At 64.1% G+C, this 23,310-nt stretch carries 23 protein-coding genes and 1 pseudogene; 12 read left to right on the plus strand and 12 right to left on the minus strand.

All coding sequences use genetic code 11. From position 1 onward, the window contains the following. Positions 1 to 207 precede the first annotated feature (207 nt). A complete protein-coding gene (locus tag IC232_RS00270) occupies positions 208 to 360 on the plus strand; it encodes a hypothetical protein (protein ID WP_190842723.1) in 153 nt (50 codons plus the stop codon). A gap of 2 nt (positions 361 to 362) precedes the next feature. Here the strand turns inward: IC232_RS00270 and IC232_RS00275 are convergent, their stop codons facing one another. Next, a complete protein-coding gene (locus tag IC232_RS00275; protein ID WP_190842726.1) occupies positions 363 to 782 on the minus strand; it encodes a group III truncated hemoglobin in 420 nt (139 codons plus the stop codon). A gap of 111 nt (positions 783 to 893) precedes the next feature. Next, positions 894 to 2,042: a hypothetical protein gene (locus tag IC232_RS00280; RefSeq protein WP_246811979.1), complete on the minus strand. Its 1,149-nt coding sequence runs from the start codon at positions 2,040 to 2,042 to the stop codon at positions 894 to 896. Positions 2,043 to 2,253: 211 nt separating this feature from the next. Here IC232_RS00280 and nfi point away from each other — a divergent pair, with 211 nt between their 5' ends. From nfi to IC232_RS00305, 6 genes and pseudogenes are all read left to right on the plus strand, one after another. Continuing rightward, complete coding sequence (gene nfi, locus IC232_RS00285; protein WP_190842729.1) at positions 2,254 to 2,922, plus strand: deoxyribonuclease V; 669 nt, start codon at positions 2,254 to 2,256, stop codon at positions 2,920 to 2,922. A gap of 184 nt (positions 2,923 to 3,106) precedes the next feature. Continuing rightward, positions 3,107 to 3,181 (plus strand): annotated as a pseudogene (locus IC232_RS33180) (hypothetical protein); the annotation flags it as partial. Between the two features lie 39 nt (positions 3,182 to 3,220). Then, the gene (locus tag IC232_RS00290; RefSeq protein ID WP_246811980.1) at positions 3,221 to 5,371 is read left to right on the plus strand and encodes a PQQ-dependent sugar dehydrogenase; all 2,151 of its coding nucleotides are present in this window, start codon (positions 3,221 to 3,223) and stop codon (positions 5,369 to 5,371) included. Next, positions 5,308 to 6,411 (plus strand): hypothetical protein, encoded by a 1,104-nt coding sequence (locus tag IC232_RS00295; RefSeq protein ID WP_190842733.1) that lies wholly within the window; start codon positions 5,308 to 5,310, stop codon positions 6,409 to 6,411. Before IC232_RS00290 ends, IC232_RS00295 begins: the two co-directional genes overlap by 64 nt. Further along, a complete protein-coding gene (locus tag IC232_RS32800) occupies positions 6,408 to 6,950 on the plus strand; it encodes a hypothetical protein (RefSeq protein ID WP_312895083.1) in 543 nt (180 codons plus the stop codon). The genes IC232_RS00295 and IC232_RS32800 overlap by 4 nt, the downstream gene beginning before the upstream one ends. A 100-nt stretch (positions 6,951 to 7,050) precedes the next feature. Next, positions 7,051 to 8,061, plus strand: coding sequence for a MaoC family dehydratase (locus IC232_RS00305; RefSeq protein WP_190842735.1), 1,011 nt, complete (start codon positions 7,051 to 7,053; stop codon positions 8,059 to 8,061). Between the two features lie 80 nt (positions 8,062 to 8,141). Here IC232_RS00305 and IC232_RS00310 read toward each other — a convergent pair whose 3' ends face one another. From IC232_RS00310 to petA, 6 genes are all read right to left on the minus strand, one after another. After that, on the minus strand, positions 8,142 to 8,687 hold the full coding sequence (locus tag IC232_RS00310) for an adenine phosphoribosyltransferase (RefSeq protein WP_190842737.1): 546 nt from the start codon (positions 8,685 to 8,687) through the stop codon (positions 8,142 to 8,144). A gap of 43 nt (positions 8,688 to 8,730) precedes the next feature. After that, positions 8,731 to 9,615 (minus strand): S-methyl-5'-thioadenosine phosphorylase, encoded by an 885-nt coding sequence (locus tag IC232_RS00315; RefSeq protein ID WP_190842740.1) that lies wholly within the window; start codon positions 9,613 to 9,615, stop codon positions 8,731 to 8,733. A gap of 81 nt (positions 9,616 to 9,696) precedes the next feature. After that, positions 9,697 to 10,311, minus strand: a complete 615-nt coding sequence (locus tag IC232_RS00320) for a 2'-5' RNA ligase family protein (protein WP_190842742.1) — start codon at positions 10,309 to 10,311, stop codon at positions 9,697 to 9,699. 78 nt (positions 10,312 to 10,389) lie between these two features. Continuing rightward, a complete protein-coding gene (locus IC232_RS00325) occupies positions 10,390 to 11,274 on the minus strand; it encodes a cytochrome c1 (protein ID WP_190842744.1) in 885 nt (294 codons plus the stop codon). Positions 11,275 to 11,297: 23 nt separating this feature from the next. Beyond that, positions 11,298 to 12,578 (minus strand): cytochrome b, encoded by a 1,281-nt coding sequence (locus IC232_RS00330; protein ID WP_190842746.1) that lies wholly within the window; start codon positions 12,576 to 12,578, stop codon positions 11,298 to 11,300. Positions 12,579 to 12,603: 25 nt separating this feature from the next. Further along, on the minus strand, positions 12,604 to 13,152 hold the full coding sequence (petA, locus tag IC232_RS00335) for a ubiquinol-cytochrome c reductase iron-sulfur subunit (protein ID WP_409564828.1): 549 nt from the start codon (positions 13,150 to 13,152) through the stop codon (positions 12,604 to 12,606). Positions 13,153 to 13,423: 271 nt separating this feature from the next. On the opposite strand from petA, the gene IC232_RS00340 reads away from it, so the two are divergent. Together IC232_RS00340 and hemF are read left to right on the plus strand one after the other, a co-directional pair. Continuing rightward, positions 13,424 to 13,903, plus strand: coding sequence for a tRNA (cytidine(34)-2'-O)-methyltransferase (locus IC232_RS00340; protein WP_190842751.1), 480 nt, complete (start codon positions 13,424 to 13,426; stop codon positions 13,901 to 13,903). 11 nt (positions 13,904 to 13,914) lie between these two features. After that, the gene (hemF, locus tag IC232_RS00345; RefSeq protein WP_190842754.1) at positions 13,915 to 14,811 is read left to right on the plus strand and encodes an oxygen-dependent coproporphyrinogen oxidase; all 897 of its coding nucleotides are present in this window, start codon (positions 13,915 to 13,917) and stop codon (positions 14,809 to 14,811) included. A 792-nt stretch (positions 14,812 to 15,603) separates the two neighbouring features. Here hemF and IC232_RS00350 read toward each other — a convergent pair. From IC232_RS00350 to IC232_RS00365, 4 genes are read right to left on the minus strand one after another with little or no spacing between them, the layout of a single operon-like run. Next, complete coding sequence (locus tag IC232_RS00350; protein ID WP_312895084.1) at positions 15,604 to 16,851, minus strand: CCA tRNA nucleotidyltransferase; 1,248 nt, start codon at positions 16,849 to 16,851, stop codon at positions 15,604 to 15,606. Beyond that, positions 16,848 to 17,105, minus strand: a complete 258-nt coding sequence (locus tag IC232_RS00355) for a DUF6111 family protein (RefSeq protein ID WP_190842756.1) — start codon at positions 17,103 to 17,105, stop codon at positions 16,848 to 16,850. The genes IC232_RS00350 and IC232_RS00355 overlap by 4 nt, the downstream gene beginning before the upstream one ends. Continuing rightward, positions 17,102 to 17,740: a CoA pyrophosphatase gene (locus IC232_RS00360; RefSeq protein ID WP_190842758.1), complete on the minus strand. Its 639-nt coding sequence runs from the start codon at positions 17,738 to 17,740 to the stop codon at positions 17,102 to 17,104. The genes IC232_RS00355 and IC232_RS00360 overlap by 4 nt, the downstream gene beginning before the upstream one ends. Then, complete coding sequence (locus IC232_RS00365; RefSeq protein ID WP_190842761.1) at positions 17,740 to 18,339, minus strand: DUF1285 domain-containing protein; 600 nt, start codon at positions 18,337 to 18,339, stop codon at positions 17,740 to 17,742. The genes IC232_RS00360 and IC232_RS00365 overlap by 1 nt, the downstream gene beginning before the upstream one ends. A gap of 201 nt (positions 18,340 to 18,540) precedes the next feature. Here IC232_RS00365 and IC232_RS00370 point away from each other — a divergent pair, with 201 nt between their 5' ends. The 3 genes from IC232_RS00370 to IC232_RS00380 are packed head-to-tail and all read left to right on the plus strand — an operon-like array spanning position 18,541 to position 23,302. Next, complete coding sequence (locus tag IC232_RS00370) at positions 18,541 to 19,557, plus strand: AAA family ATPase (protein WP_190842764.1); 1,017 nt, start codon at positions 18,541 to 18,543, stop codon at positions 19,555 to 19,557. A gap of 10 nt (positions 19,558 to 19,567) precedes the next feature. Beyond that, positions 19,568 to 20,494, plus strand: coding sequence for a DUF58 domain-containing protein (locus tag IC232_RS00375; RefSeq protein WP_190842767.1), 927 nt, complete (start codon positions 19,568 to 19,570; stop codon positions 20,492 to 20,494). A gap of 3 nt (positions 20,495 to 20,497) precedes the next feature. Then, a complete protein-coding gene (locus IC232_RS00380) occupies positions 20,498 to 23,302 on the plus strand; it encodes a DUF4159 domain-containing protein (protein ID WP_190842770.1) in 2,805 nt (934 codons plus the stop codon). Positions 23,303 to 23,310: the final 8 nt, after the last annotated feature.

Here is a 23,310-nt window from a genome sequence, read left to right on the forward strand (position 1 = left end):
AAAGCACGGCGCTTCAAGCCATCGAGATCACCGGCACAAGGCCGGTGATGACGTCAGAAAGGCTGCCGGTCTTTTATGAGCCAGCCTCTCAGGATGAGGCTCAGGTTTTCTCTAGTGGCTCCTCATCAACCTGTCGGAATCCTGAACACGGGCTTTTTCATGCGTTCAGGGCCATGATGCGACAAAGCCTGCATGGAGGGTGGCTTCATGCAGGCTTTTTTCGAGACTTTCTTTTCCCCTTGCTTCGGCAGTGCCGAATTCTTCGTCGGTGTGCTCGTGGCCTGCGGCTTTCTCATGATCGGCATCTCATCCCTGCTGCCCAAGAGCGGCAATGACGAGCTTGAGTGGTGGGAACGGTAGTCTTAAAGCCTCAAGGCAGCCGCAGGGCTCCCGAGGCCGATCTGCAGGCTCTCGGCGATCCGTCGGGCCCGATCCACGAAGAAAGCCGACACATCCGGCTCGAACAGCTCCTTCGCCGTCTGCTCGAACAATGACAACCAGCGTGCAAAAAGCTCGGGCGTGAGGCTCATGCCCATATGGGCCGCCTGAGGCTTGCCTTGGTAGCGGCCCGTCCGCAGGGCAATCGACGACCAGAAATCCACCATCAGGGCCAGGTGCCGGCTCCATCGCCCGGAGAGCGCCGTGTGAAAGATCGGCCCGAGTTCCGGATCGCGGATCACCCGGTCATAGAACGTCTCCACGAGTTCGCGGATCATTGCCTCCGTCACGCCCTCGGCCGGGCTGATGATCGGGATGCTGCGGCCTGCGGCTGAATGCGCCAAATCGGATCTCCTCAAAACCGAACGGGATGGAGGCACGATGCTCCATCCCGTTCGGTCATTCTTTGCGAAAGATCAAGCCGGGCCGTTATGAGCGGCCCGGCTTCAGCTTGGTCAGTGATGGCTGCGGTTCTCAGGCTTGGGCTGAGGCCCGTGCGGGTATTCCTTGCTGTGGGAATGGGTTGTCTGTTCGATCTGCCGTTCGATCCCATACTCGGCACCATAGAACACCCCGTGCAGTCCCCAGTACCCACTCACCAGCACCACGAGGGCCACCGCAAGTCCCGCAGGAACCGAAGCCAGGCTGCCGAAGCGCGGCAGGGCATTGGGCATCTTCACGGCAACCGCTTTGGCCTCGCGGCACGGATCGGCGGCAACCAGGAACAGGGCCGCCATGATCAGGGCGTGACCCACGAGGTCGATGCGACCGAACGGGTAGACGGCGGTGAAGAAGATCACCAGCAGAGCCACGGCCGAGAGACGGCGCACCAGCGCGGTCCAGAGCAGGCCGAAGCCCATGGTGAACTCGGCGACGCCGGCCATCGGGATGAACACGTCACGCGGCATGCCGAAGGTCAGGAAAGGCTTCTCCTCCACGAGCGGATAGAACCACTCCGGATAGGCGAATTTTTCCAGGCTCGACCACATGAGAGCAATCGCGATGCCCCAGCGCAGGGCCAGGAACCGGCGGGCGCGCCACTTCTCGTCATCGGACGAGGCCAGCACCAGATAGGCCGCGACGGCAACGCCGAGCGCCAGATAGTCGAGCAGGTGGAACAGGTCGTATTCCCGCAGCGCCACCACCCAGAGGGCAATGATGCCGGCAGCGGCAATCGGCATCGTCCGGCGCGAGAACACGCACATGGCGATCAGCAGCTGCGCCCAGGAAATGAGCTCGTAGTCCGTCTTGAGATCAGGGGTAAGATAGACCCCGCCGACGGCGAAGATCGCCACGAAGAAGCCGCCGATGGACACGCGCATGAAGTCGTCCGCGCGGCTCCACAACGGGGCGCTGACGCGGTCGAGGCCCGACTGGATGCCGCGACCGACGAATGTGCGCTCGATCATGAGCGTGGCGAGGAAGAAGGCGAGCACCAGGCCGATGCCGTTCCAGAACCACACGTTGGTCAGGGTGGCGGAAATCGGCTGCGGGGCGGCATCGACGATATAAGGGGCGAACCACTTCACATGAGCTTCGGCAGGCCACGCCCAGAGGCCGGTGCCGAGGGCCGCAAGACCGGCGGCGGCAGATACGCGAGACATGACATCCTCGTTGTTGGACTTCGTCTAGTGATCAAGGGTGTATACCCGCCAGACCGAGGACGATATTCAGACAATGTCCCTAAGGGGTTTCCCGTAGTGATGTCATAGGCTTGGCCATAGGATTTGCTGGCTTTGGTCCGGCGCCCCGGGCTTGAAAGGGATCGATCCCGAACCTTGAGCGTTGAGCCCTCGTCCTCTTCGATGTCGGATCATGAAGCTACACCATCGCCACGACTGGAACCTCTCCCCCTCCGAGGCCATCGCCCTGCAGCAGGAGCTGCGCAGGGAGGTCGTGTCCGATCGCCCCATCGACCTCGACGCGGTCGAGCTGGTGGCGGGCGTCGATGTGAGCGTGAAGAACGAGCAGTCGCAAGCTGCCATCGTGGTGGTCACTTATCCGGGCTTCCTGCCGGTGGAGACGGTGCTGGCGCAGCGCCCGACGCCCTTTCCTTACGTTCCAGGACTCTTGAGCTTCCGCGAAGGACCGGTGCTCGAAGAGGCGTTCGAGAAGCTGAAAACCGTGCCCGACGTGTTCCTCTTCGACGGCATGGGCATCGCCCATCCCCGCCGCATTGGAATCGCCAGCCATATGGGCCTGTGGCTCCAGCGCCCGACCATCGGCTGCGGCAAGACGCTGCTCTGCGGTCGCTACAAGGATCTGGCCGAAGAGAAAGGCTCTGCCGCGCCGCTCATCGACCGCAAGGAGACCATCGGCGTGGCCTTGCGCACTCGCACGGCGAAGAACCCTATGTTCATCTCGCCGGGCCACCTCGCGGACATTCCGACGGCCACCGAAGTCGTGCTGCGCTGCTCGCCAAAGTACCGCCTGCCCGAGCCGATCCGACTGGCGCACCACGCGGCGGGGCAGTTCTCTCCCTAAATGCTGCCAATTGCCGCGGCGTGATGGGCTCAGGAGTCATGGTTGTGTTTGACAGGCTTTTCATTGCCGGAACGAGACAAACCTGCCCCTTCGTCAAGAACCCTCCCCGTTCAGAGAGTTGTCCCAGCCAAGCCCCTCAGCAACAGATGGAGGCAAGTAACACTTTCAATGTGGGGCAACGACTATGGCGACTTATCCGGGTACTTCCGCATCCGATAATATCACAGGCTCTAATGGGGCCGACACGATCTATGGATACGATCCGTCCTCTCCCACAGCGACGCAATTTGGAACAGGCATGTTCCAGACAGTCTTCGCCACGGCCCCGGCCGGAGACGCCAATCGCCTTTTCGTTGCTGAAAAAGGATTTATGGATGAGAATGGAATAGGGAAAGCACTGGTCAAAGTTGTAAATCTCCAGAATCCCACCGCTGCCGCGGAGACCATTCTCACAATTTCCCCAATAAGCAGTGGCAATGAGACGGGCCTTCTCGGCCTGGCACTTCATCCGGAATTTGCTCTTGCGGGGAGCCCTCATCGCGGGAAGTTATACGTCAACTATACTGCTTCAACAGCATCCGGAACTGACCAGGTTATCGTGGAGTACATTTTCAATCCGGAAAATCTTGCCGCAGGTCCGACCGCTCCGCCCAAGACGATCATGACGATCGATTATGCCACTTCCAATCATCGAGCAGGTTGGATGGAATTTGGTCCCGACAAAAAGCTGTACATCGCCACGGGCGAAGATCAGGACGCCAACAACTCCCAAACCATCATGCAGGGTGGTTCAGTAAACCTGAAAGGCAAGATCCTGCGAATTGATGTGAATGGGGACAGCTTTCCAGGGGACGAGAACAACAACTACGGGATCCCAACCGACAATCCCACTAGCTTTGTGAATATCAATGGCACCTTTGCGCCGTCCGCCATTTGGGCCGTTGGCCTGCGCAATCCGTGGCGCTGCAGCTTCGATGAGGACGGAAGGCTCTACATCGCGGATGTAGGCGACCGAGCGTACGAAGAGATCAATATTGGCACAGCCGGCGCGAACTACGGCTGGCGGCCGACAACCGGTGGCGCTCAAGCCGACGGGCCCCAAGGAAACGGCTATACAGACCCAGTATACGCCTACCAGCACAACGTCATGGGCAGATCCATCACCGGTGGATATGTCTACGAAGGACCGGGTGAGTTCAAGGGGCATTACATTTTCGGCGACTACGGCAACGGCCAGATCTTTGCCATCGATCTTCGCGTCGCTGGCTCCCAACCTGTCAACATTACAAGCCGGATCGCCTTCCCGAACAACACTTCGGTAGGGGCATGGCAGTTCGTCTCTTTCGGCCAGGACGGCCAAGGCAACCTGTACGTCCTCGGCATGAATGGTCGGATTCTCAAGCTGGACCTCAGCGGCAGCACCACGGATCTCGGCGACACCCTCGCTGGCGACGACGGCGACGACACCATATACGGCGGCGCCGGCAACGACACTATCTCTGGCGATGCAGGAGCGGATACCCTCAACGGCGGTGCAGACAGTGACGTCTACTATGTCGACGGCAGCGACCGAGTATTCGAACTTGCTAACCAGGGTACTGACGAGGTTTGCGCAACGGAGTCGTTCACCCTGGGGGCTGGTCAAGCCGTCGAAATCCTGCGGGCTTGGCCTGCTGACTGCGAGACCGCTATTGACCTGACCGGCAATGAGCTCGCGCAGCGTCTCATCGGCAATGAAGGAACCAATGTTCTGGATGGCCGCGGCGGTGCGGACACACTTGAGGGCGGAGCTGGCAACGACACCTACGTGGTGTATGGAATCGACAAGATTGACGAGACGATCGAAGTTGATGGCGTGAAAGTTGATGCTGGTGGCACCGATACTGTCCGCACTGCGGTGAACAACTACACTCTCGGCGCGAACCTTGAGAACCTTATCCTTCTTGGAACCACTGCCATCAACGGCAATGGCAACGACCTTGCCAACACCATCACCGGCAACGATGCGGCGAACTCCCTTTCCGGTGCGGATGGCGTCGATATCCTCACTGGCGGAGACGGATCGGACACGCTCAACGGCGGAGAAGAAGCCGACAGGCTGGACGGCGGTAGAGGGGACGACACCTACATCCTCGACGGGGATGACACCATCGTCGAAGGAGCTGAGGAAGGAACCGACACAGTCAGGTCCGCGCAGAACTACACGCTCGGCGGCAACCTGGAGAACCTGATCCTTCTCGACGGCGCCGAGACTGGCATGGGCAACATTCTCGATAACATCATCATCGGCAATGGTGGCACCAATATCCTCGACGGCAAGGGCGGCCAGATACGCTCGAGGGCGGCGCAGGCGGCGACATCTACTATGTCGATGGCAGCAATGCGGTGGTTGAGAGCGGTGCAGATACGGGCCAGGACGAGATTCATGCATCAGAGTCCTTTACCCTGAGCGTTGGTCAGGCAGTAGAACTGCTTCAAGCCAATGCTGGCACAGTTGACATTAATCTGACCGGCAATGCGCTAGGACAGATTCTCATCGGCAATGCGGGCCGCAACAGCCTTAATGGCGGCGGCGGTGCGGATACGCTCAGAGGTCTGGGCGGCAACGACACCTATGTGGTGGGCGCAGACGACACCATCGACGAGACGATTGAAGTTGACGGTCGCAAAGTCGATGCTGGTGGCATCGATACTGTTGAGACCAGCGGAACCTACGGCCTTTCCGACTACCTGGAGAACCTGACGCTCCTGGGAACCGCTGCCATCAACGGCACCGGCAACGCGCTTGCCAATACCATCATCGGCAACGATGCAGCCAACGTCATCAATGGCGACGCGGGTGCGGATACATTGGACGGTCGTGGTGGAAACGACACGTACCGGATCGATAATCAGAACGACGGAATCATCGAAGCCGACTCCGGCGACATCGACACGCTCGTCTCAAGCGTAAACTATACGCTTGGCGGAGCATCTCATGTGGAGATCCTCAGGGCTGACGGCGCTGCCGCCATCAACCTCACAGGCAACGGCTTCGCCAACACGTTCCATGGCAACAGCGCCAACAACAGCTTCGACGGCAGGGGCGGCCAGGATACGGTTGTCTTCACCGGCCAGCGGTCCGACTACGAGGTCACCCGCAATGGTGAGGTTCTCACGATCAAGGACAAGCGCGCCAATGGTGATGGGACCGATACGGTCACCGGAGCCGAGATCTTCCAGTTCTCCGATATCAAGGTAGACTTTGACAGCATCCAAAACGTTCCACCGAGCGGCGTTAATCTGGTCGGTAACGTGATTGAGGAGAACAGCAAGACAGGACATCCCATTGGCAAGCTCTCGGTCACGGACGATGCCAACGACAAGCACCTGTTTACCCTTGTAGACAATGCAGGCGGCCGCTTCTCGCTCGATGCGGACGGGACGCTCAGGGTGGCCAACGGCGTGCTGCTCGACTACGAGCAGGCGCAGAAACACACGATGCGGTGACCGTTACAGATTCGTTCGGAGCGAAGCTCACCCAGCGAATCGATGTAACGATTGGTGACTCGCAGGCTGAGCGAGCTGTCGGAAGCGCTTTGGCAGACGTCATCAAGGGCGGATACGGCAACGATGTGCTGTCCGGCGTCGGTGGCAACGACCTGCTCAGCGCAGGGATCGGCAACGACCGGCTGATCGGCGGCCTCGGCAAGGACACGATGACGGGCAGCACCGGCCGGGACGTGTTCGTTTTCGACGACCGGGACACCGGCACGTCCAAGAGCAGGGCTGATTATATCACCGACTTCTCGGGCCGGCAGGGCGACAGGCTCGACCTGAAGCTGGTGGATGCCAACTCGAGCAAGCGCGGTGACCAGAACTTCAGCTTCATCGGCAAGAACGCCTTCAGCAAGGCCGGTGAGGTTCGCTACGAGAAGACCAAGACGGACACTTACGTCTATCTCAACACAGACAACGACAAGACGGCAGAAGCCGTCATCAGGCTCAAGGGAAGCTTCGACCTGCAAAAGAGCTGGTTCGTACTCTAGGAACTGCCATTCCGGCCCTAAACCAGAGCCACTCACACTGAAGCGGGCCTCCCATCGGGAGGCCCGTTGTGCTAGGGCAGGTCCTGACAGGGGACTGCTCATGCGCACATTCGAAGATCTGCCGGTCGGCTTCGCTCAAACCCTCGGGCCCCTCCATGTGTCGAAGGACGACATCCTGGCCTTCGCGCGGGAATACGATGCCCAGCCCTTCCATGTGGACGAGGTAGCGGCCAAAGACAGCTTCATCGGCACCCTGATCGCCTCGGGCTGGCACACCTGCAGCCTCAACATGCGCCTTGTGGCCGATGGGCTGCTGCTGGACTCGTCCGCCATGGGCGCTCCGGGCATCGAGGAGGTGAAATGGGTGAGGCCCGTGAGGCCGGGCGATACCCTGCGCTCGCACGTGAAGGTCCTGGAGAGCCGTATCTCCAAGAGCAGGCCGACGCTGGGACTCGTGCAGTTGCATTTCGACATGGTGAACCAAGCCGATGAGACGGTGCTGACGCAGACCAACTGGGTGATGTTCGCAACCCGCGATGCCGAGCCCTTTGCGGTCGACAACAGCAAAGTCCTCAACGCTGTGGCGGACTCGCTGCCCGGCGACCATCCGCAACGCGAAATCCCGCCGATCTCCTCAAATCCCTATTTCGAAGATCTCATCATCGGCGAGACGGAGGAATTAGGCTCCTACACCTTCGTGCCGGACGACATCATCGGCTTCGCAAAGCAGTACGATCCGCAGCGCTTCCATGTGGATGCTGAGGCTGCCAAGAGCAGCCTGTTCGGGGCGCTCTGTGCTTCGGGCTGGCATACGGCCAGTGTCTGGATGAAGCACATGGTCGGGCATCGCGACCGGATCCGCGCCTATGCGCTCGCCCACGGCCAGCGCCCGGCCCGGCTCGGCCCCTCGCCGGGTTTCTCGAACCTGAAGTGGCTGAAGCCCGTCTATGCGGGCGACACGATCACCTACCGCACCACGGTGACGGCCAAGCGCCCCTCCGCGTCCCGCCCGGAATGGGGCTTGGTGTTCCACCACAACACCGGCACCAACCAGCACGGCGAGGCGGTTTTCGCCTTCGACGGCATGGTGTTCTGGGAAAGGCGGGGGTGAGGGCCAGCTCAGGGCGCCCCGCTCTACCCCGCTGTCATCCCGGGCTTGGCTACGCCGCCCCGGGGTGACAGTGTGTGGCGTCAATGCCCCTCGAAGCTCACGAGGCTGCGCACCTCGACGCCGAGATCGCGCAGCTTCCGGGCTCCGCCGAGATCGGGCAGGTCGATGATGAAGCAGGCGGCCACGATGTTCGCCCCCATCTGGCGCAGGAGCTGGGTGGCGGCGACCGCCGTCCCGCCGGTGGCGATGAGGTCGTCCACGAGGATCACCCGCTCGTCCTGACCGATGGCATCCGTGTGGATCTCCATTTCGTCGACGCCGTATTCCAGCGAATAGGCGATCCGCACCGTCTCGTGGGGCAGCTTGCCCTTTTTGCGGATCGGCACGAAGCCGGAGGAGAGTTGGTGCGCGATGGCTCCGCCGAGAATGAATCCGCGCGCCTCGATGCCCGCCACCTTGTCGACGCGACCGCCCGCGAAAGGATGGACGAGTTCGTCCACGGAGCGCCGGAAGGCCCGCGCGTCGCCCAGCAGGGTCGTGATGTCGCGGAACACGATGCCCGGCTTGGGATAATCCGGGATCGAGCGGATCGCGGCCTTCAGGTCGGTGAGGAGACGCTGGTCCATGGGTTCAAGCCTGCCTGAGTGTTTGACGACGATGGGTCCGTGATCACGCTTTGGAAGGGTTTAGCACCCGGCCCGCCACCGCATCCAACTTTTTCAGCAGTTCCGGATCGCGCGCGGATGGCGCCGTCATGACGGCACCCTCAAGCGCCTGGTCGGAACCGGCAGGGCACGGCTCGTGCTCGGCTGGGAAGTCGCGGGCGACGCGGGCCACGAGGCGCGCGACCTTGGCGGCGTTCTGCTGCGCCACGGCAACAACGGAGGCTACATCGACATGGTCGTGCTCCGGGTGCCAGCAATCGTAGTCCGTCACCATGGCGATGGTCGCGTAGGTGATCTCGGCCTCGCGGGCGAGCTTGGCCTCCGGCATCGCCGTCATGCCGATCACGTCGTAGCCGAGTCCCTTGTAGGTGATCGACTCGGCGTAAGTGGAGAATTGCGGACCTTCGATGCAGACCAGCGTGCCGCCCAGCGCAAACGGAATGTCCTCGGCCAAAGCGGCATCGGCGATGCGCTGGCGCAGCAGAGGGCCAACCGGATGAGCCATGGGCACATGGGCCACGCAACCCTGGCCGAAGAAGGAGCTCTCGCGCTTGTGGGTGCGGTCCACATACTGGTCCACCAGCACGAAGAAGCCTGGGTGGTACTCGTGCTTGAACGAACCGACCGCCGAGACCGAGATCAGGTCGGTGACGCCGGCTCGCTTCATCACGTCGATATTGGCCCGGTAGTTGATGTCGGAGGGCGACAGGCGATGGCCGCGTCCGTGGCGGGGGAGGAACGCAATCGTCGTTCCGCCGATGCGGCCAATGCGCAAAATGTCGGAGGGCTCGCCCCAGGGGGACGTGATGCGCTCCTCGCACATGTCCTCAAGGCCCGGCAGATCATAGACCCCCGATCCGCCGATGATTCCTAGAACCGCCTTCGTCATGCTCGTCCTCGTATACCAGGGGCTGTTAAGGGCCTGTCATAGCCGAGGAAGGCCTACGTCCCAAGTGTCACCTGCCAAGCCTCACCTCGTGGTCAGCGGAATCGAGGCGATCTCGTCGGTCCTGAGACAGGGAAAAAGCGTCTCGCGAACAAGCCTGATCTGCGTCACCGGCGCCGTGATGGAGACGGGCAGGCTCTCGATGCGCCCGACCGCATCGTCCGGAATGGAGGCTCCCGTCGGGTAGCGGGCCAGGGTCGCGTGGATGAGATCGTAGATGATCGGCTGATGACCCGGCGGCGGGGGAATATCACGGACGATCCTGTTCCGAATGGCGTCAATCAGCCCGGTCTCCTCGGTCGCGGTCGCGATGATGGCCGTGTCGGTGACCTTGAGGCGGGAGAACCGCAGTTCCAGAGACTGGTGACCGGCACAGAGATCCTCCAGGAGACTCTGACTTTGTCGTGCGATGCCCTGCCAGTAGGCGGCCTTGTCGAAAGAGCCTCTCACCGGAACCAGGGGATAAATAGTGACATGCAGCCCGTGCTTCGGTCCGATATGCAACGGCTCCGGCCAGTGCTCGGCAATTTTCCGCTGCACCGCCTCGAAGGCGTCGCGGGTTTCAGGCTCAAGGCTCGGCTGAACGTGGTAGGCGAGGCAGGGCTTTCCCCAGATGTCGTCGGCGATCGTCTGCAGCATCGCCTCGAAATAGGGCTGCCGTCACACGCTGTCACCCAATAAAGAAAAAGGCCCCTTTCGGGGCCTCGTTCTCGATCTTTACGGATTGTGCGTCATCGGGGGTGTGGCGTGGCCTTCGACCTCGCCGCCCACGCGGGCCCAGATCTTCTTCTTGGTGAAGTAGAGCAGGCCTGCGAGCACGATCAGGAACAGCATGACCTGGAATCCGAGACGCTTGCGGGCCTCGAGATGCGGTTCCGCGGTCCAGACGAGGAAAGCCGTTACGTCGCGGGCATACTGGTCGACCGTCTCCGGCACCTGAGGCTGTCCGGCCTCATTCTTCGGATACTCGACCTGCCCGTCGCTGAGCGGCTTCGGCATCGCGATCACGTGGCCCGGATAATACTCGTTGTAGTGACCACCCTCCGGCACTTTGAAGCCCTGCGGAGCCTCATGATAGCCGTTGAGGAGCGCTGTGAGATAATCCGCACCGTTCTCGGAATACTGACGGAAGATATCCGTGATCCACCAGGGAAAACCGCGCTCATAGGTGCGGGCCTTGGCCATCAGGGACAGGTCCGGCGGAGCCTTGCCGCCGTTGGCCGCGGCCGCCGCATTCTCGTTCGGGAACGGCGACGGGAAGCGGTCGGCCGCACGGCCGGGGCGCTCGAACATGTCACCCGCATCGTTCGGGCCGTCCTGGATCTTGTACTCGGCTGCCAGAGCACGAACCTGGGCTTCGGAGAACTCCGGACCGCCGGGTGCCGACAGGTTGCGGAACGCGACATAGCTCAGGCCATGGCAGGAGGCGCAGACCTCCCGATAGACCTTGAAGCCGCGCTGGAGCTGGGCCCGGTCGAAGGTGCCGAACGGTCCCTGGAAGCTCCACTTGAGCTGCGGCGGGACCGGGGTCTCGCCGGCAGCGAAGGCCGGAGCGGAGAGGCCGAGAACGGCCGCAGCGATGAGAAGGATACGCTTCATCATGATGTTTTCCTCAACGCTTCCGTTCAGCCCTTGGACTGCGGTTCGGCATTGGCGCCGGCCGGCATGCCAGCCCCGCCCTTCTGCACGCCCATGACGGATTCGAGGATCGAATTCGGCAGCGGCAGCGGACGCTCGACGAAGCCGAGCACCGGAAGGACGATCAGGAAGTGGGCGAAATAGTAGACCGTGCAGATCTGGGACGCGATCACGTACCAGCCCTCCGCCGGGCGGGAACCCAGCCAGCCGAGCACGAGGCACACAGCCACGAAGACCCAGAAGAACTGCTTGTAGAGCGGACGGTAGGCGGTGGAGCGCACCTTGGAGGTATCGAGCCAGGGCATGAACACCCAGATCACGATGGCCGCGCCCATGGCGAGGACGCCACCGAGCTTGTCGGGAATGGCGCGCAGGATCGCGTAGAACGGCAGGAAGTACCATTCCGGCACGATGTGCGCGGGCGTCACGGCCGGGTTCGCCGGGATGTAGTTGTCCGCATGGCCGAGATAGTTCGGCATGTAGAACACCCAATAGGCGAAGAAGATCAGGAACACGACGACGGCGAAGATGTCCTTGATCGTGGCATAAGGCGTGAACGGAACCGCGTCCTTGCCCGACTTGATCGGAATGCCGGTCGGGTTGTTCTGGCCCGGCACGTGCAGCGCCCAGATGTGCAGGGCGACGACGCCCGCGATCATGAAGGGCAGCAGGTAGTGCAGGGAGAAGAAGCGGTTGAGCGTCGGGTTGCCCACGGAATAGCCGCCCCAGAGGTAGCTGACGATGGTCTCGCCGACGAGGGGGATCGCCGAGAAGAGGTTGGTGATCACGGTGGCGCCCCAGAAGCTCATCTGGCCCCAGGGAAGCACGTAGCCCATGAAGGCGGTGGCCATCATGAGGATGAAGATGATCACGCCGAGGATGTACAGAACCTCGCGGGGTGCCTTGTAGGAGCCGTAGTAGAAGTTCCGGAAAATGTGGAGATAGACGGCGATGAAGAACATCGACGCGCCGTTGGCGTGCAGATAGCGGATCAGCCAGCCATAGTTCACGTCGCGCATGATATGCTCGACGGATTGGAAGGCCATCCCGGCGTTCGGGGTGTAGTACATCGCCAGGAACACGCCCGTCACGATCTGCGCGACGAGCATGAAGGACAGGATGGCGCCGAAGGTCCAGAAATAGGTCAGGTTCCGCGGAACCGGGAACGCGACGAACGAGGAGTGGACGAGGCCCGCGATCGGCAGGCGGCTCTCGAACCACCGACCGAAGGCGCTCTTGGGAACGTAAGTTGTGGGATGCTGGCTCATGTGTATCGCCTGATCGTCGCTTAGGTTACGCCGTGGCTTCTTGGCCGATGATGACCTTCGTGTCGGACGCGAAGGCATAAGGCGGGATCGGAAGATTGATCGGCGCCGGGCCGCCGCGGACGCGGCCGGAGGTATCGAACACCGAGCCGTGGCAGGGGCAGAACCAGCCGTTGTACTCGCCGGAGTTGCCCAGCGGCACGCAGCCGAGATGGGTGCAGTTGCCATAGACGACGAGCCACTGCGCCTTGCCGTCCTTCACGCGGGCCGCGTCGGGCTGCGGGTCGCGCAGGGAGGCAACGTTCACGTCCGCTGCAGCCTTGATCTCGTCCGGGGTGCGGTGGCGGATGAAGATCAGCTTGCCGCGCCAGAACACCTTCACGATCTGGCCTTCGGCGATCGGAGCCAGGTCGACTTCGACGGGGGCGCCGGCCGCCACCGTCGCCGCATCGGGCGCCAGGGACTGGACGAAGGGCCATACCAGGGTGGCTCCGCCGATCGCGGCGGCGGCGCCCGTGGCGATGTACAGAAAATCGCGCCGTGTCGGCTCAGCGACATGAGTGGTGGTCTCGGCCACTTGGCTCTCCAGCATTGGTCAAAAAACGAGAACCGCGCATCGGCAATGCCTTGGTAACCCGGGCATTCGGCTCACGCACTCCGATATGGAATGCGACAACGCGCGCGCAATGCGACTGGGAGTCGCCGCGCGGTGGCTCTTTGGCACGGTCAAGCCCGCCTGTCCATAGCCGGATTGGAGTTGTTCCAGCCTGTGCCTCAAAATGCCGCCGACCCGGCAGCCAACACGTCGCTCCCTTGACGGCGAGGCGCGTTGCCACGATGACGAACCCATGCCCCGTCTTGCCATCTACCAGCCGGACATCCCGCAGAACACCGGCACCATGCTGCGCCTGTCGGCCTGCCTCGGCGTGCCGGTCGAGATCATCGAACCTGCGGCATTCGACGTCTCCGACCGCAACCTGCGCCGCTCCGGCATGGATTATCTCAACCATGCGGCGATCACCCGTCACATCTCCTGGCGGGCCTTCGAGGCCTGGCGGCAGGAGACCGGGGGCCGCCTCGTCCTCGCCACCACCAAGGGGGCGATCCCCTATGCGGATTTTGCGTACCGGCTTGACGACATCATCCTGGTCGGGCGGGAATCCGCCGGCGTGCCGGAGGAGGTCCATGCGGCAGCCGATGCGCGGATCCTCATTCCCATGCAGCCCGGGATGCGCTCCCTCAACGTGGCCGTGACCGCTGCCATGATCCTGGGCGAGTCCCTAAGGCAGACCCGTTCGTTTCCCGTTCCCGCCCCTTCCGAGATGTGAGGCAAGACCTGATGACCGACCAAGCCGCCGTGGCGCGCCTGCAGACCGAAGCCCCCGTCTGGTTCGCGCTGCTGCGCGACCGGATCTGCGCTGCTTTCGAGGCCCTGGAGGACGAGGTGACAGGCCCCCTCCCCCCGGAAGCGTCCGAGCCCGGCCGCTTCGAGCGCACCCCCTGGGAGCGCAAGGACCACAGCGGCGCGGCCGGCGGCGGGGGCGTCATGTCCATGATGAAGGGCCGGGTGTTCGAGAAGGTGGGCGTGCACGTCTCGACCGTCCATGGGGAGTTCGCGCCCGAGTTCCGCGGCCAGATCCCCGGATCGGACCAGGACCCGCGCTTCTGGGCCGGCGGCATCTCGCTCATCGCCCATCCCTGGAACCCGAACGTGCCGACCGTTCACATGAACACCCGCTTTGTGGTGACCACGAAGCCCTGGTTCGGCGGCGGGGCGGACCTCACCCCCGTGCTCGAAAGGCGGCGCACCCAAGAAGACCCGGACACGGTCCTGTTCCACGAGGCCCTGGAACGGGCCTGCAGCGCCCACGCGCCGGAGGGATCCTATGAAAAGTACAAGTCATGGTGCGACGAGTACTTCTTCCTGAAGCACCGCAACGAGCCGCGCGGCATCGGCGGCATCTTCTACGACTATCACTGGACCGGGAACCCGGACGAGGATTTCGCCTTCACCCGCAACGTGGGCGAGGCCTTCCTCAAGGTCTATCCCGAAATCGTCCGCCGCAATGTCAGCAAGCCCTGGTCCGAGGAGGACCGTATCGAGCAGCAGGTGCGGCGCGGACGCTATGTGGAGTTCAACCTGCTCTACGACCGGGGCACGATCTTCGGCCTGAAGACCGGCGGCAACATCGCGTCGATCCTGTCCTCCATGCCGCCCATGGTAAGGTGGCCCTGAGTGAAATCCCGTCATCCCGGACGGCGTAGCCGATCCGGGATCGTGTGCAGGAGGTAGCGCCTTAAACTCAACGCTGTCATCCCCGCGCAGGCGGGGATCCATAACCGCTAACGTTTCAGAAGAGAGCGAGCAACGTCGCGCTTCGTTATGCCTCGTCGGCGGTTATGGATCTTGAGCTCTGCTGCGCAGCCCCGGGATGACAATGTTGGATTGGTTTACGCGATCCCGGATCGGCTTTGCCGTCCGGGATGACGCTGTTGGTCAGCTTGTCAAAGAGCCAGCGCCTTCGGGCCCGAGGCTGGGAAGCCTCAGGCCGTCAAGTCAATCGAGGGTGGCGCGTTGGGCAGCCCGGCTCGATGTGGTGTGTGGAAGGTGAGAGCCAGACTGCTCATCACGCGCGGTTTGTTTCAGCGGACCTGGAGGCATGCCAGATCGGCCACCTGCGATCACAGGCTTGCGAGGCCTGCGGCAGGACCGCTCCTCGCCCCACTCTTGCGACGCCTCGCGAGCGCGCCCCTCATCGGGCGAGGATGTCCATACCTATAGCCGAGCTTAGGAGAATTGTCAAGAACAAAATGGGAACATGCACAGCGCCTGCCCTCTCCCCTTTGCGGGAGAGGGTGGCCTGCGCAGCAGGCCGGGAGAGGGGCAGTGCTCAACCGGACTCCCCCTCTCCCGGCTCACTCCGTTCGCCACCCTCCCCCGCACAGGGGGGAGGGTTCACGCGCCTCACCCTGCCCGCGATCCGGGACCGACTTCGCCGTTTGGGGTGAAACTAAGGACGACGGCAACCTAGGCCCGCTGCAGCATCCGTTTGAGCAGTTCTTGGGCATAGCTCGCGTCGGTTCGGCAGCCCTCCGCCAGCCAAGCCTGCCGGGCCTGGGCAAGCATTTGGCCGATCTTCGGCCCCTTCGGAACGCCGCCCTCAACGAGATGGGCCCCGCGCAGGGGAAAAACCGGCACAGGCTCGGCGCCGTTGCGGTAACGAGCGAGCGCCCCGTGAGCATCGTCGTGGACCACGGGAAACGGCTCTCCGGCTGTTGCCGCCAGAGCAATACCGAGAGCCTCTGGCTCGTGATCCGCCACCAAGCGGCGGATGGTTGCGGCATCGAGCGGCAGGGCCCAGGTCTTGAGAAGGCTGAGAAGCCCGGCATAGGCGATGAGCTTCCTTTGCTCATCGTTGGACAGCCGAAGCTGCTCGCGCAGGCGTTCCACATCTTGCTCCACCAGAACGGCGAGAGCCGCCAGACGCCAGATCGCAGCAGGGTCGTCCTTGTCATAGGCCACCACGCGTCTGAAGCGCCCCAACTCGGCGACGCCGCCGAGCAGTCCAGTAAGGAAGCCGTGATCGGCGAGAATGCGGATCGTCTCCTCCGCCCGCCGCGCGACGAGAAGCTTGAGGAGCTCGTGCCGGATCCGCTCCTTCGAGAGGATGGCCAATCCCTGGCGCTCGGCGCCCGAGGCAGCAAGGCCCTCGGCGTCAGGTTCGCCTTGCGCATATTCCGCATGGAAGCGGAAGAACCTCATGATGCGCAGGTAATCCTCGCGGATCCGGATGCGCGGCTCGCCGATGAAGCGCACCCGCCGGGCGGCAAGATCCGCCTCGCCGCCGGTGTAGTCGTAGAGCTGCCCGTCGAGCCCCAGGGACAGGGCGTTGATGGTGAAGTCCCGCCGCCTGGCATCGCGGACGAAATCGCGCCCGAAATGCACCACCGCATGGCGCCCGTCGGTTTCCACATCCTCGCGCAGGGTCGTGATCTCGAAAGGCTCGCCGCCGACGATCACCGTGATCGTGCCGTGCTCGATGCCTGTGGGCACTGCTTTGAACCCAGCCCGCTTCGCCCGCTCCATGATGGCCTCGGGCAACACGGTCGTGGTGCAGTCCACCTCGGTCACCGGGCGTCCGAGCAGGGCATTGCGCACGGCGCCGCCCACGATGCGCGTCTCCTCGGCCCCATCGTTGAAGACCTCAAGGAGACGGCGCAGTTCAGGGCGCTGAAGAAGGGTCGTCAGCGCCTGTCGGCTCAGGGCTTCGGTCACTGAAAATGTCCCGGAACGACGCGACCGTTCTCGATGCGCGTCGGCACATAGGCGCCGGTCTGCCGCTCTTCGAGGAGCCCTGCTGCGACGAGCGAAATGACCACGAAGCTCAAGCCTGCAATCGTGAGCCACACGGACTGGCTGCTCCAGTGGGACCAGAGCAGAGGATTGCGCCGACGGATCACGAGATAGATGCCGAACAAGACGAAAGGCAGCAGGAACAGCACCAAACCCTGAACGACCGCCCGTGTCATGAACCGTAGAGCCTCTCATAAAGATTGCGGATGATGCCCGCCGTCACGCCCCAGATGTAGCGTCCCTCATAGGGCATTGCATAGTAGCGCCGCAGCCGCCCCTTGAACTCGCGGGAATGGAGCTCGTGGCGCGCGGGATCCATGAGGAAGTTCAGCGGCACCTCGAAGGCATCGGCCACCTCCCCGTGATTGACGGCAAGCGTGTAGGAGGGCGACACCCGGGCCACCACCGGCATCACCAGGTAATTCGTGGTGGACAGGTAAGGATCGAGGTAGCCGAGCGGGCTGATGAAGCGGCTGTCGAGGCCGATCTCCTCCATGGCCTCGCGGCAGGCGGCCTCCAGGATGGAGGCATCGGTCGGGTCGACCCGGCCGCCCGGAAAGGCGATCTGTCCGGAATGCTGGCGCAGATGCGCGGCGCGCTCGGTCAGGAGCAGCATCGGCTCGTCGCGCATGACCACGGGCACCAGCACCGCGGCAGGCTTCGGCGTCAGCGGATAGACCAGCGGCACGTCGTCGAGGCTGTGATCGCCGCGCGGATCCGCCAAGGCTTCCTCGGCGTGCGGCGGCTCCGGCCGCAGCCGCTCGGCCGCCAGCGTCAGGAAGTCCGGTTCGTCGTGGGGAGCAAGGCGCATCAAGCGATGCCCAGTTCGGACGCCGGAGCGATGGGAAAGAAGGCACCGCCCGCGGCGAGGCCGAAGGTCGCCGCCTTATCGACGGTCCTTTCCTCGCCCATGGCAACCAGATCGAGGGTCAGGCTTCGCGTCACAAGGGCCCACAGTTCCCCTCGAACTTTCACGTAAGGCTTGATGCCGCCATTCGCGTCCTGCTCGAAGCGCAGGGGATGATCCGGCCCGACCTGCACGAGATCGTCCACATTGGTGCGGAACGCGATCTGCCGGCCCTCGCCTTCGCCTTCCACGGCCATCTCGACGGCCAGGAAGGGCGCGTCTTCCACCGTAATCCCGACCCGCTCGACCGGCGTGACGAGCACATAACGCTCCGGATCCTTGCGCAGAACCGTCGAAAACAGCTTCACAAGGGCGGGCCGGTTGATGGGCGAGCCCATGTAATGCCACGTGCCGTCGGCCGCGATGCGCATGTCGATCTCGCCGCAATAGGCCGGGTTCCAGCGCTCGACCGGCGGCGGGCCTTTGCGCTTTGAATCGGACCCGAGCGCCTCTGTCAGGCGGGTCAGGGCGCTTCCGGGAGGGAGAGGCGAAGGATCGGTCATGACGCAAGCGTGAACATGTTTTTCACTTTTCGGGATCGACGAACGGCGGCCGATGGTTACTTCCTAGAGCATAGAGTCCTCGGCTGTCTCGTCCACTCCACCCGGGTTCAGCGCTGCGGCGCATCGACCCTTGCTTATCGACCGGGATCAAAGGCAGACTAGCTAACGGGGGCACATGCGTATGAGAGGGAGAATGACCTCATGACGGCCAGCATTGCTCAAGCGCCCACCGCCCTGGACGACGCGATCATCCGCAACGCGGAGGCGACCCTTGAGACAGTCGGCCGGGCCCGGGAGGCCATTCACACCGTCATTTTCGGCCAGGAAGACGTCGTCGACCTGACCCTCATCACCCTTCTGGCCGGCGGTCACGGCCTTCTGGTCGGCGTTCCAGGCCTTGCGAAAACAAAGCTTGTGGACACCCTGGGCACCGTGCTCGGGCTCGACGCCCGCCGCATCCAGTTCACCCCGGACCTGATGCCCTCCGATATCCTGGGCTCCGAAATTCTCGACGAGGGCGCCGACCGTCGTCGCTCCTTCCGGTTCGTGAAGGGTCCGGTCTTCGCCCAGCTGCTCATGGCCGACGAGATCAACCGCGCGAGCCCCCGCACCCAATCCGCCCTGCTGCAGGCCATGCAGGAGCATCACGTTTCCGTGGGCGGTGAGCGGCACGACCTGCCGCAGCCTTTCCACGTGCTGGCCACCCAGAACCCCATCGAGCAGGAGGGAACGTATCCCCTCCCCGAAGCCCAGCTCGACCGCTTCCTGCTGGAGATCGACGTCGGCTATCCGAGCCGCGAGGCCGAGCGTCGCATCCTGATCGAGACGACGGGCGCGGAGGACCGCAAGCCGACCACGGTCATGAATGCCGAGACGCTGATGAACGCCCAGCGCCTTGTCCGACGCCTTCCCGTGGGCGAGAGCGTCGTCGAGGCGATCCTCGATCTCGTGCGCTCGGCCCGTCCGGAAGCAGACCGGATCGAGGGCGTCAGCGACAAGATCCTGTGGGGCCCTGGCCCCCGCGCCAGCCAGGCCCTGATGCTGGCCGTGCGCGCCCGCGCGCTCATCGAGGGCCGGGTGGCTCCCTCGCTGGCCGACGTGGTGGCGCTGGCCGAGCCGGTTCTCAAGCACCGCATGGCGCTCACCTTCTCGGCCCGTGCGGATGGCGACACCATCGGCAGCGTCATCGGCCGGCTCACCGCGCGCCTGGCAGGCTAGGATCATCGCCATGGCCCGTGTCCGGGTCCTCCCCGAAAGCGCTCGCTCGCCGGGCCGCCAAGAGACGGAGAGCGCGCTTTCCCTCGCTCACCGGATGCCGCGCCTCGTGCTGGAAGCCCGGCGCGTCGCGGCCAACCTCGCCCACGGCATTCACGGCCGCCGCCGCTCCGGCACCGGCGAGACCTTCTGGCAGTTCCGCCCCTTCGTGGCCGGCGAGGCCGCGCAGCGAATCGATTGGCGCCGCTCGGGCCGCGACGATCGCCTCTATGTTCGGGAGCGCGAGTGGGAAACAGCCCAGACCGTCTGGTTCTGGATCGACCGCTCCGCCTCCATGGGCTATGCCTCCGACCTCGCCCAGGCGCCCAAGATAGAACGTGCCATCGTGCTGGGGATGGCTCTGGCCAATTGCTTCGTCGAGGGCGGCGAGCGCGTGGGCATGCTGGGGCTGATGTCGCCGCGCGCAACCCGGCGCATTGCGGAAACCATGGCCCAGACCCTGGTGGCGGACCGCGCCTCCCTGGAGGAGGACCTGCCGCCGCAGGCCGCCGTTGCGCCGCAGCACGAAGCGATCCTGATCAGCGATTTCCTGTCGCCCGCGCGCGACATCGCCACCATGGTCGAGGGCATCTCGTCCCGCGGTGCCCGTGGGCATCTGGTGATGATCGTCGATCCTGTGGAAGAGACCTTCCCGTTCCAGGGGCAGGCGGTTCTGCACGATCTCGAAGACGGCCTGTCGCTTCGGATCGGTGATGCCACCTCCTGGGGAAAGGCCTATCGCTCGAGGATCGAGCAGCATCGGGCGGAACTGCAGGAACTGGCGCGCCGCCGCGGCTGGACTTTGACCATCCACCGGACCGACCGACCGGCGAGCGAAGCAGCGCTTCGCCTCATGACGCTGGTCGCGACCTCCCGTGGTGCCGGTGTGGGAGGGCGCTGAGCGATGCTGGGCCTGCCTCTCACCTTCACCGTCCCGCTCGTCCTCACGGCGCTCGCCGCGCTCCCGGCGATCTGGCTGCTCCTGCGGATCACGCCGCCGCAGCCGAAGCGCGTGGATTTCCCGCCGCTCAGGATCATGGCGGACCTGCGCCCCGAGCAGGAAATGCCCGCCCGCACGCCCTGGTGGCTCCTGCTCCTGCGGCTCCTGCTCGCCGCCTTCCTCATCCTCGCGGCCTCCGGTCCGATCTGGAATCCCCTGGCCGAGGACAACAGCCGCTCGCCGCTTCTGATCGTGCTCGATAATGGTTTCGCCGCCGCTCACGACTGGCGCGAGCGCATGAACCTGGCCTCCGAGCACATCGAGGCCGCAGGACGCGACGGGCGCACCGTGGCTCTTGTTGCGACAGCCGAGATCCCGGCCGCCATCGAGCCTGCAAGCCCCGCCGCGGCGCTCGAGCGCCTGCGATCCTTAAAACCTCTGCCGCATCTGCAGGACCGTCAGGTGCATCTCGAGTCCATCAGGCGCTTTCTGGAAGCGACGCCGGACGCCAACATCGTCTGGATCAGCGACGGGGTCGCGGGCGTTGATGGCCAAGGCTTCATCGACGGTTTGGCGCCTATGGCCAGCTCTCAGCGCATCACCGTGCTCAAAGCGGAGCGTGCTCCGGCCCTTGCGGTTGCCGGCGTGGAGAATGCCAGCGGTCAGCTGAATGTCAGGCTGGTACGGCCCGAGCCGAATGGGCGCGATTCCGGCACTGTGCGGGTTCTGGACCTCAAGAGCCTGCCGCTCGCTGACACGCGATTCTCCTTCGAGGCCAACGCCACCGAGACCAATGTGGCATTCAACCTGCCCACCGAGATCCGCAACGCCATTGCGCGCATCGAGATCCTCGGCGAAGGGTCGGCCGGCGCCGTGCACCTGCTCGACGAACGCGGCAAGCGCCGCCGCGTTGGCCTTGTGTTCGGCGGCACCTCGGAACAGGCGCAGCCCCTCCTCTCGCCGCTCTACTACATCGAGCGGGCGCTCGCGCCTTACTCGGAAATCCGCACGGGACGCGGCGGCGTGGCGGATTCGGTGAACCAGCTCATCGACGAGCAGGTCTCCGTGCTGGTGCTGGCCGATGTGGGCGGGCTCGACCGGGAGACGCTCGGCAAGGTCACGGCCTTCGTCGAACAGGGCGGCATGCTGCTGCGCTTTGCAGGCTCGCGGCTGTCCGCCGGCAACGACGAGCTGGTTCCGGTGCGCCTGCGCCGCGGCGGGCGCAGCCTCGGCGGCACCCTGTCCTGGGATACGCCGAAAACCTTCGCACCTTTCACCCGCGAGAGCCCGTTCTTCGGCCTCACTGTGCCGGAGGAGATCGGCATTCGCCGCCAGATCCTCGCGGAGCCCGATGGCGACCTGCCGGCCAAGACCTGGGCATCGCTCGCCGACGGCACGCCCATCGTGACGGCCGACAAGCGCGGCGACGGGATGATCGTGCTCTTTCACGTGACAGCCGATACCACCTGGTCGAACCTGCCCCTGTCGGGCCTGTTCGTCGACATGCTGCGCCGGACCACGGCTCTCGCCGGCGCAACGAACGATGTGAATGCGGAGTCCCGCAACGCGGAGAACGAGACCGTGGCGCCCCGTCTGACCCTCGATGGCTATGGCATCTACATCTCGCCGCCGGCCAATGCCCGTGCCGTGACCCGCAACTACTCCGAGCGCGCGCGGGGCGAACATCCGCCGGGCTTCTACGGTCCGGTGGATTCGAGCCTCGCGGTGAATGCGCTGCTGCCGGGCGACCGGCTTGCGCCCCTGAACTTCGCTCCCCTCAACGCCCGGATCGCTCCGCTGGCCGGAGCCCAGACTGTCGATCTGCGCATGCCGCTGTTCATGCTGGCCCTGCTTCTGCTCGTCGCCGACACCATCGCGTCGCTCTGGCTCGGCGGCCACCTCTCGAACCTCTCCGGTCGTCTGCGGAAGGCGGGCGCTGCTGCGGCAATCATCCTGGGCTCAGCATTGCTGCTCAACCCCGTGTCGGATGCGAGCGCACAGGACCGGCGCTCGTCCATGACGATGGAAAGCTCAAGCCCCGCCCTCGTGACGCGGCTTGCCTACGTGATCACGGGCGATACGCAGGTGGACGAGACCAGCAAGGCAGGCCTCGCCGGGCTCACGCAGGTGCTGAGCCAGCGCACCGCCCTGTCGCCTGGCGAGCCCATCGGCATCGACCTGTCCCGGGACGAGGTGGCGTTCTATCCGCTGATCTACTGGCCCATCGTGGCGAGCAGGCCCATCCCGTCCGAGGCTGCGATCCGGCGCCTCGATGCCTTCATGAAGGGCGGCGGCACCGTGATTTTCGACACGCGCGATGCCTTCGGCAATCGCCTCGACGGCGCGCCCACGGCCGAGGGGCAGTATCTGCGCCGGCTGCTCGCGGGCCTCGACATTCCCGAGATCGAGCCCGTGCCGGCCGATCACGTGCTCACCAAGACCTTCTACATCCTCGACAGCTTTCCCGGCCGCTATTCCACCGGGCAGACCTGGGTCGAGGTCCTGCCGCCGCAAACGGAGGGTGAGGCCAGCCGCCCGGCCCGCTCGGGTGACGGCGTCTCACCGATCATCATCACGTCGAACGATCTCGCGGCCGCCTGGGCCGTGGGAGCGCGCGGCGAGTGGCTCTATCCTATCGTCGGCAGCGACCAGCGCCAGCGGGAGTTCTCGTATCGCAGCGGCGTCAACATCGTCATGTATGCGCTGACCGGCAACTACAAGGCCGATCAGGTGCACGTGCCGGCCCTGCTCGAACGCCTCGGGCAGTAAGGGGAGAT

Origin of the sequence: Microvirga sp. (assembly GCF_014699075.1) — a bacterium.
Classification (GTDB): domain Bacteria; phylum Pseudomonadota; class Alphaproteobacteria; order Rhizobiales; family Beijerinckiaceae; genus Microvirga.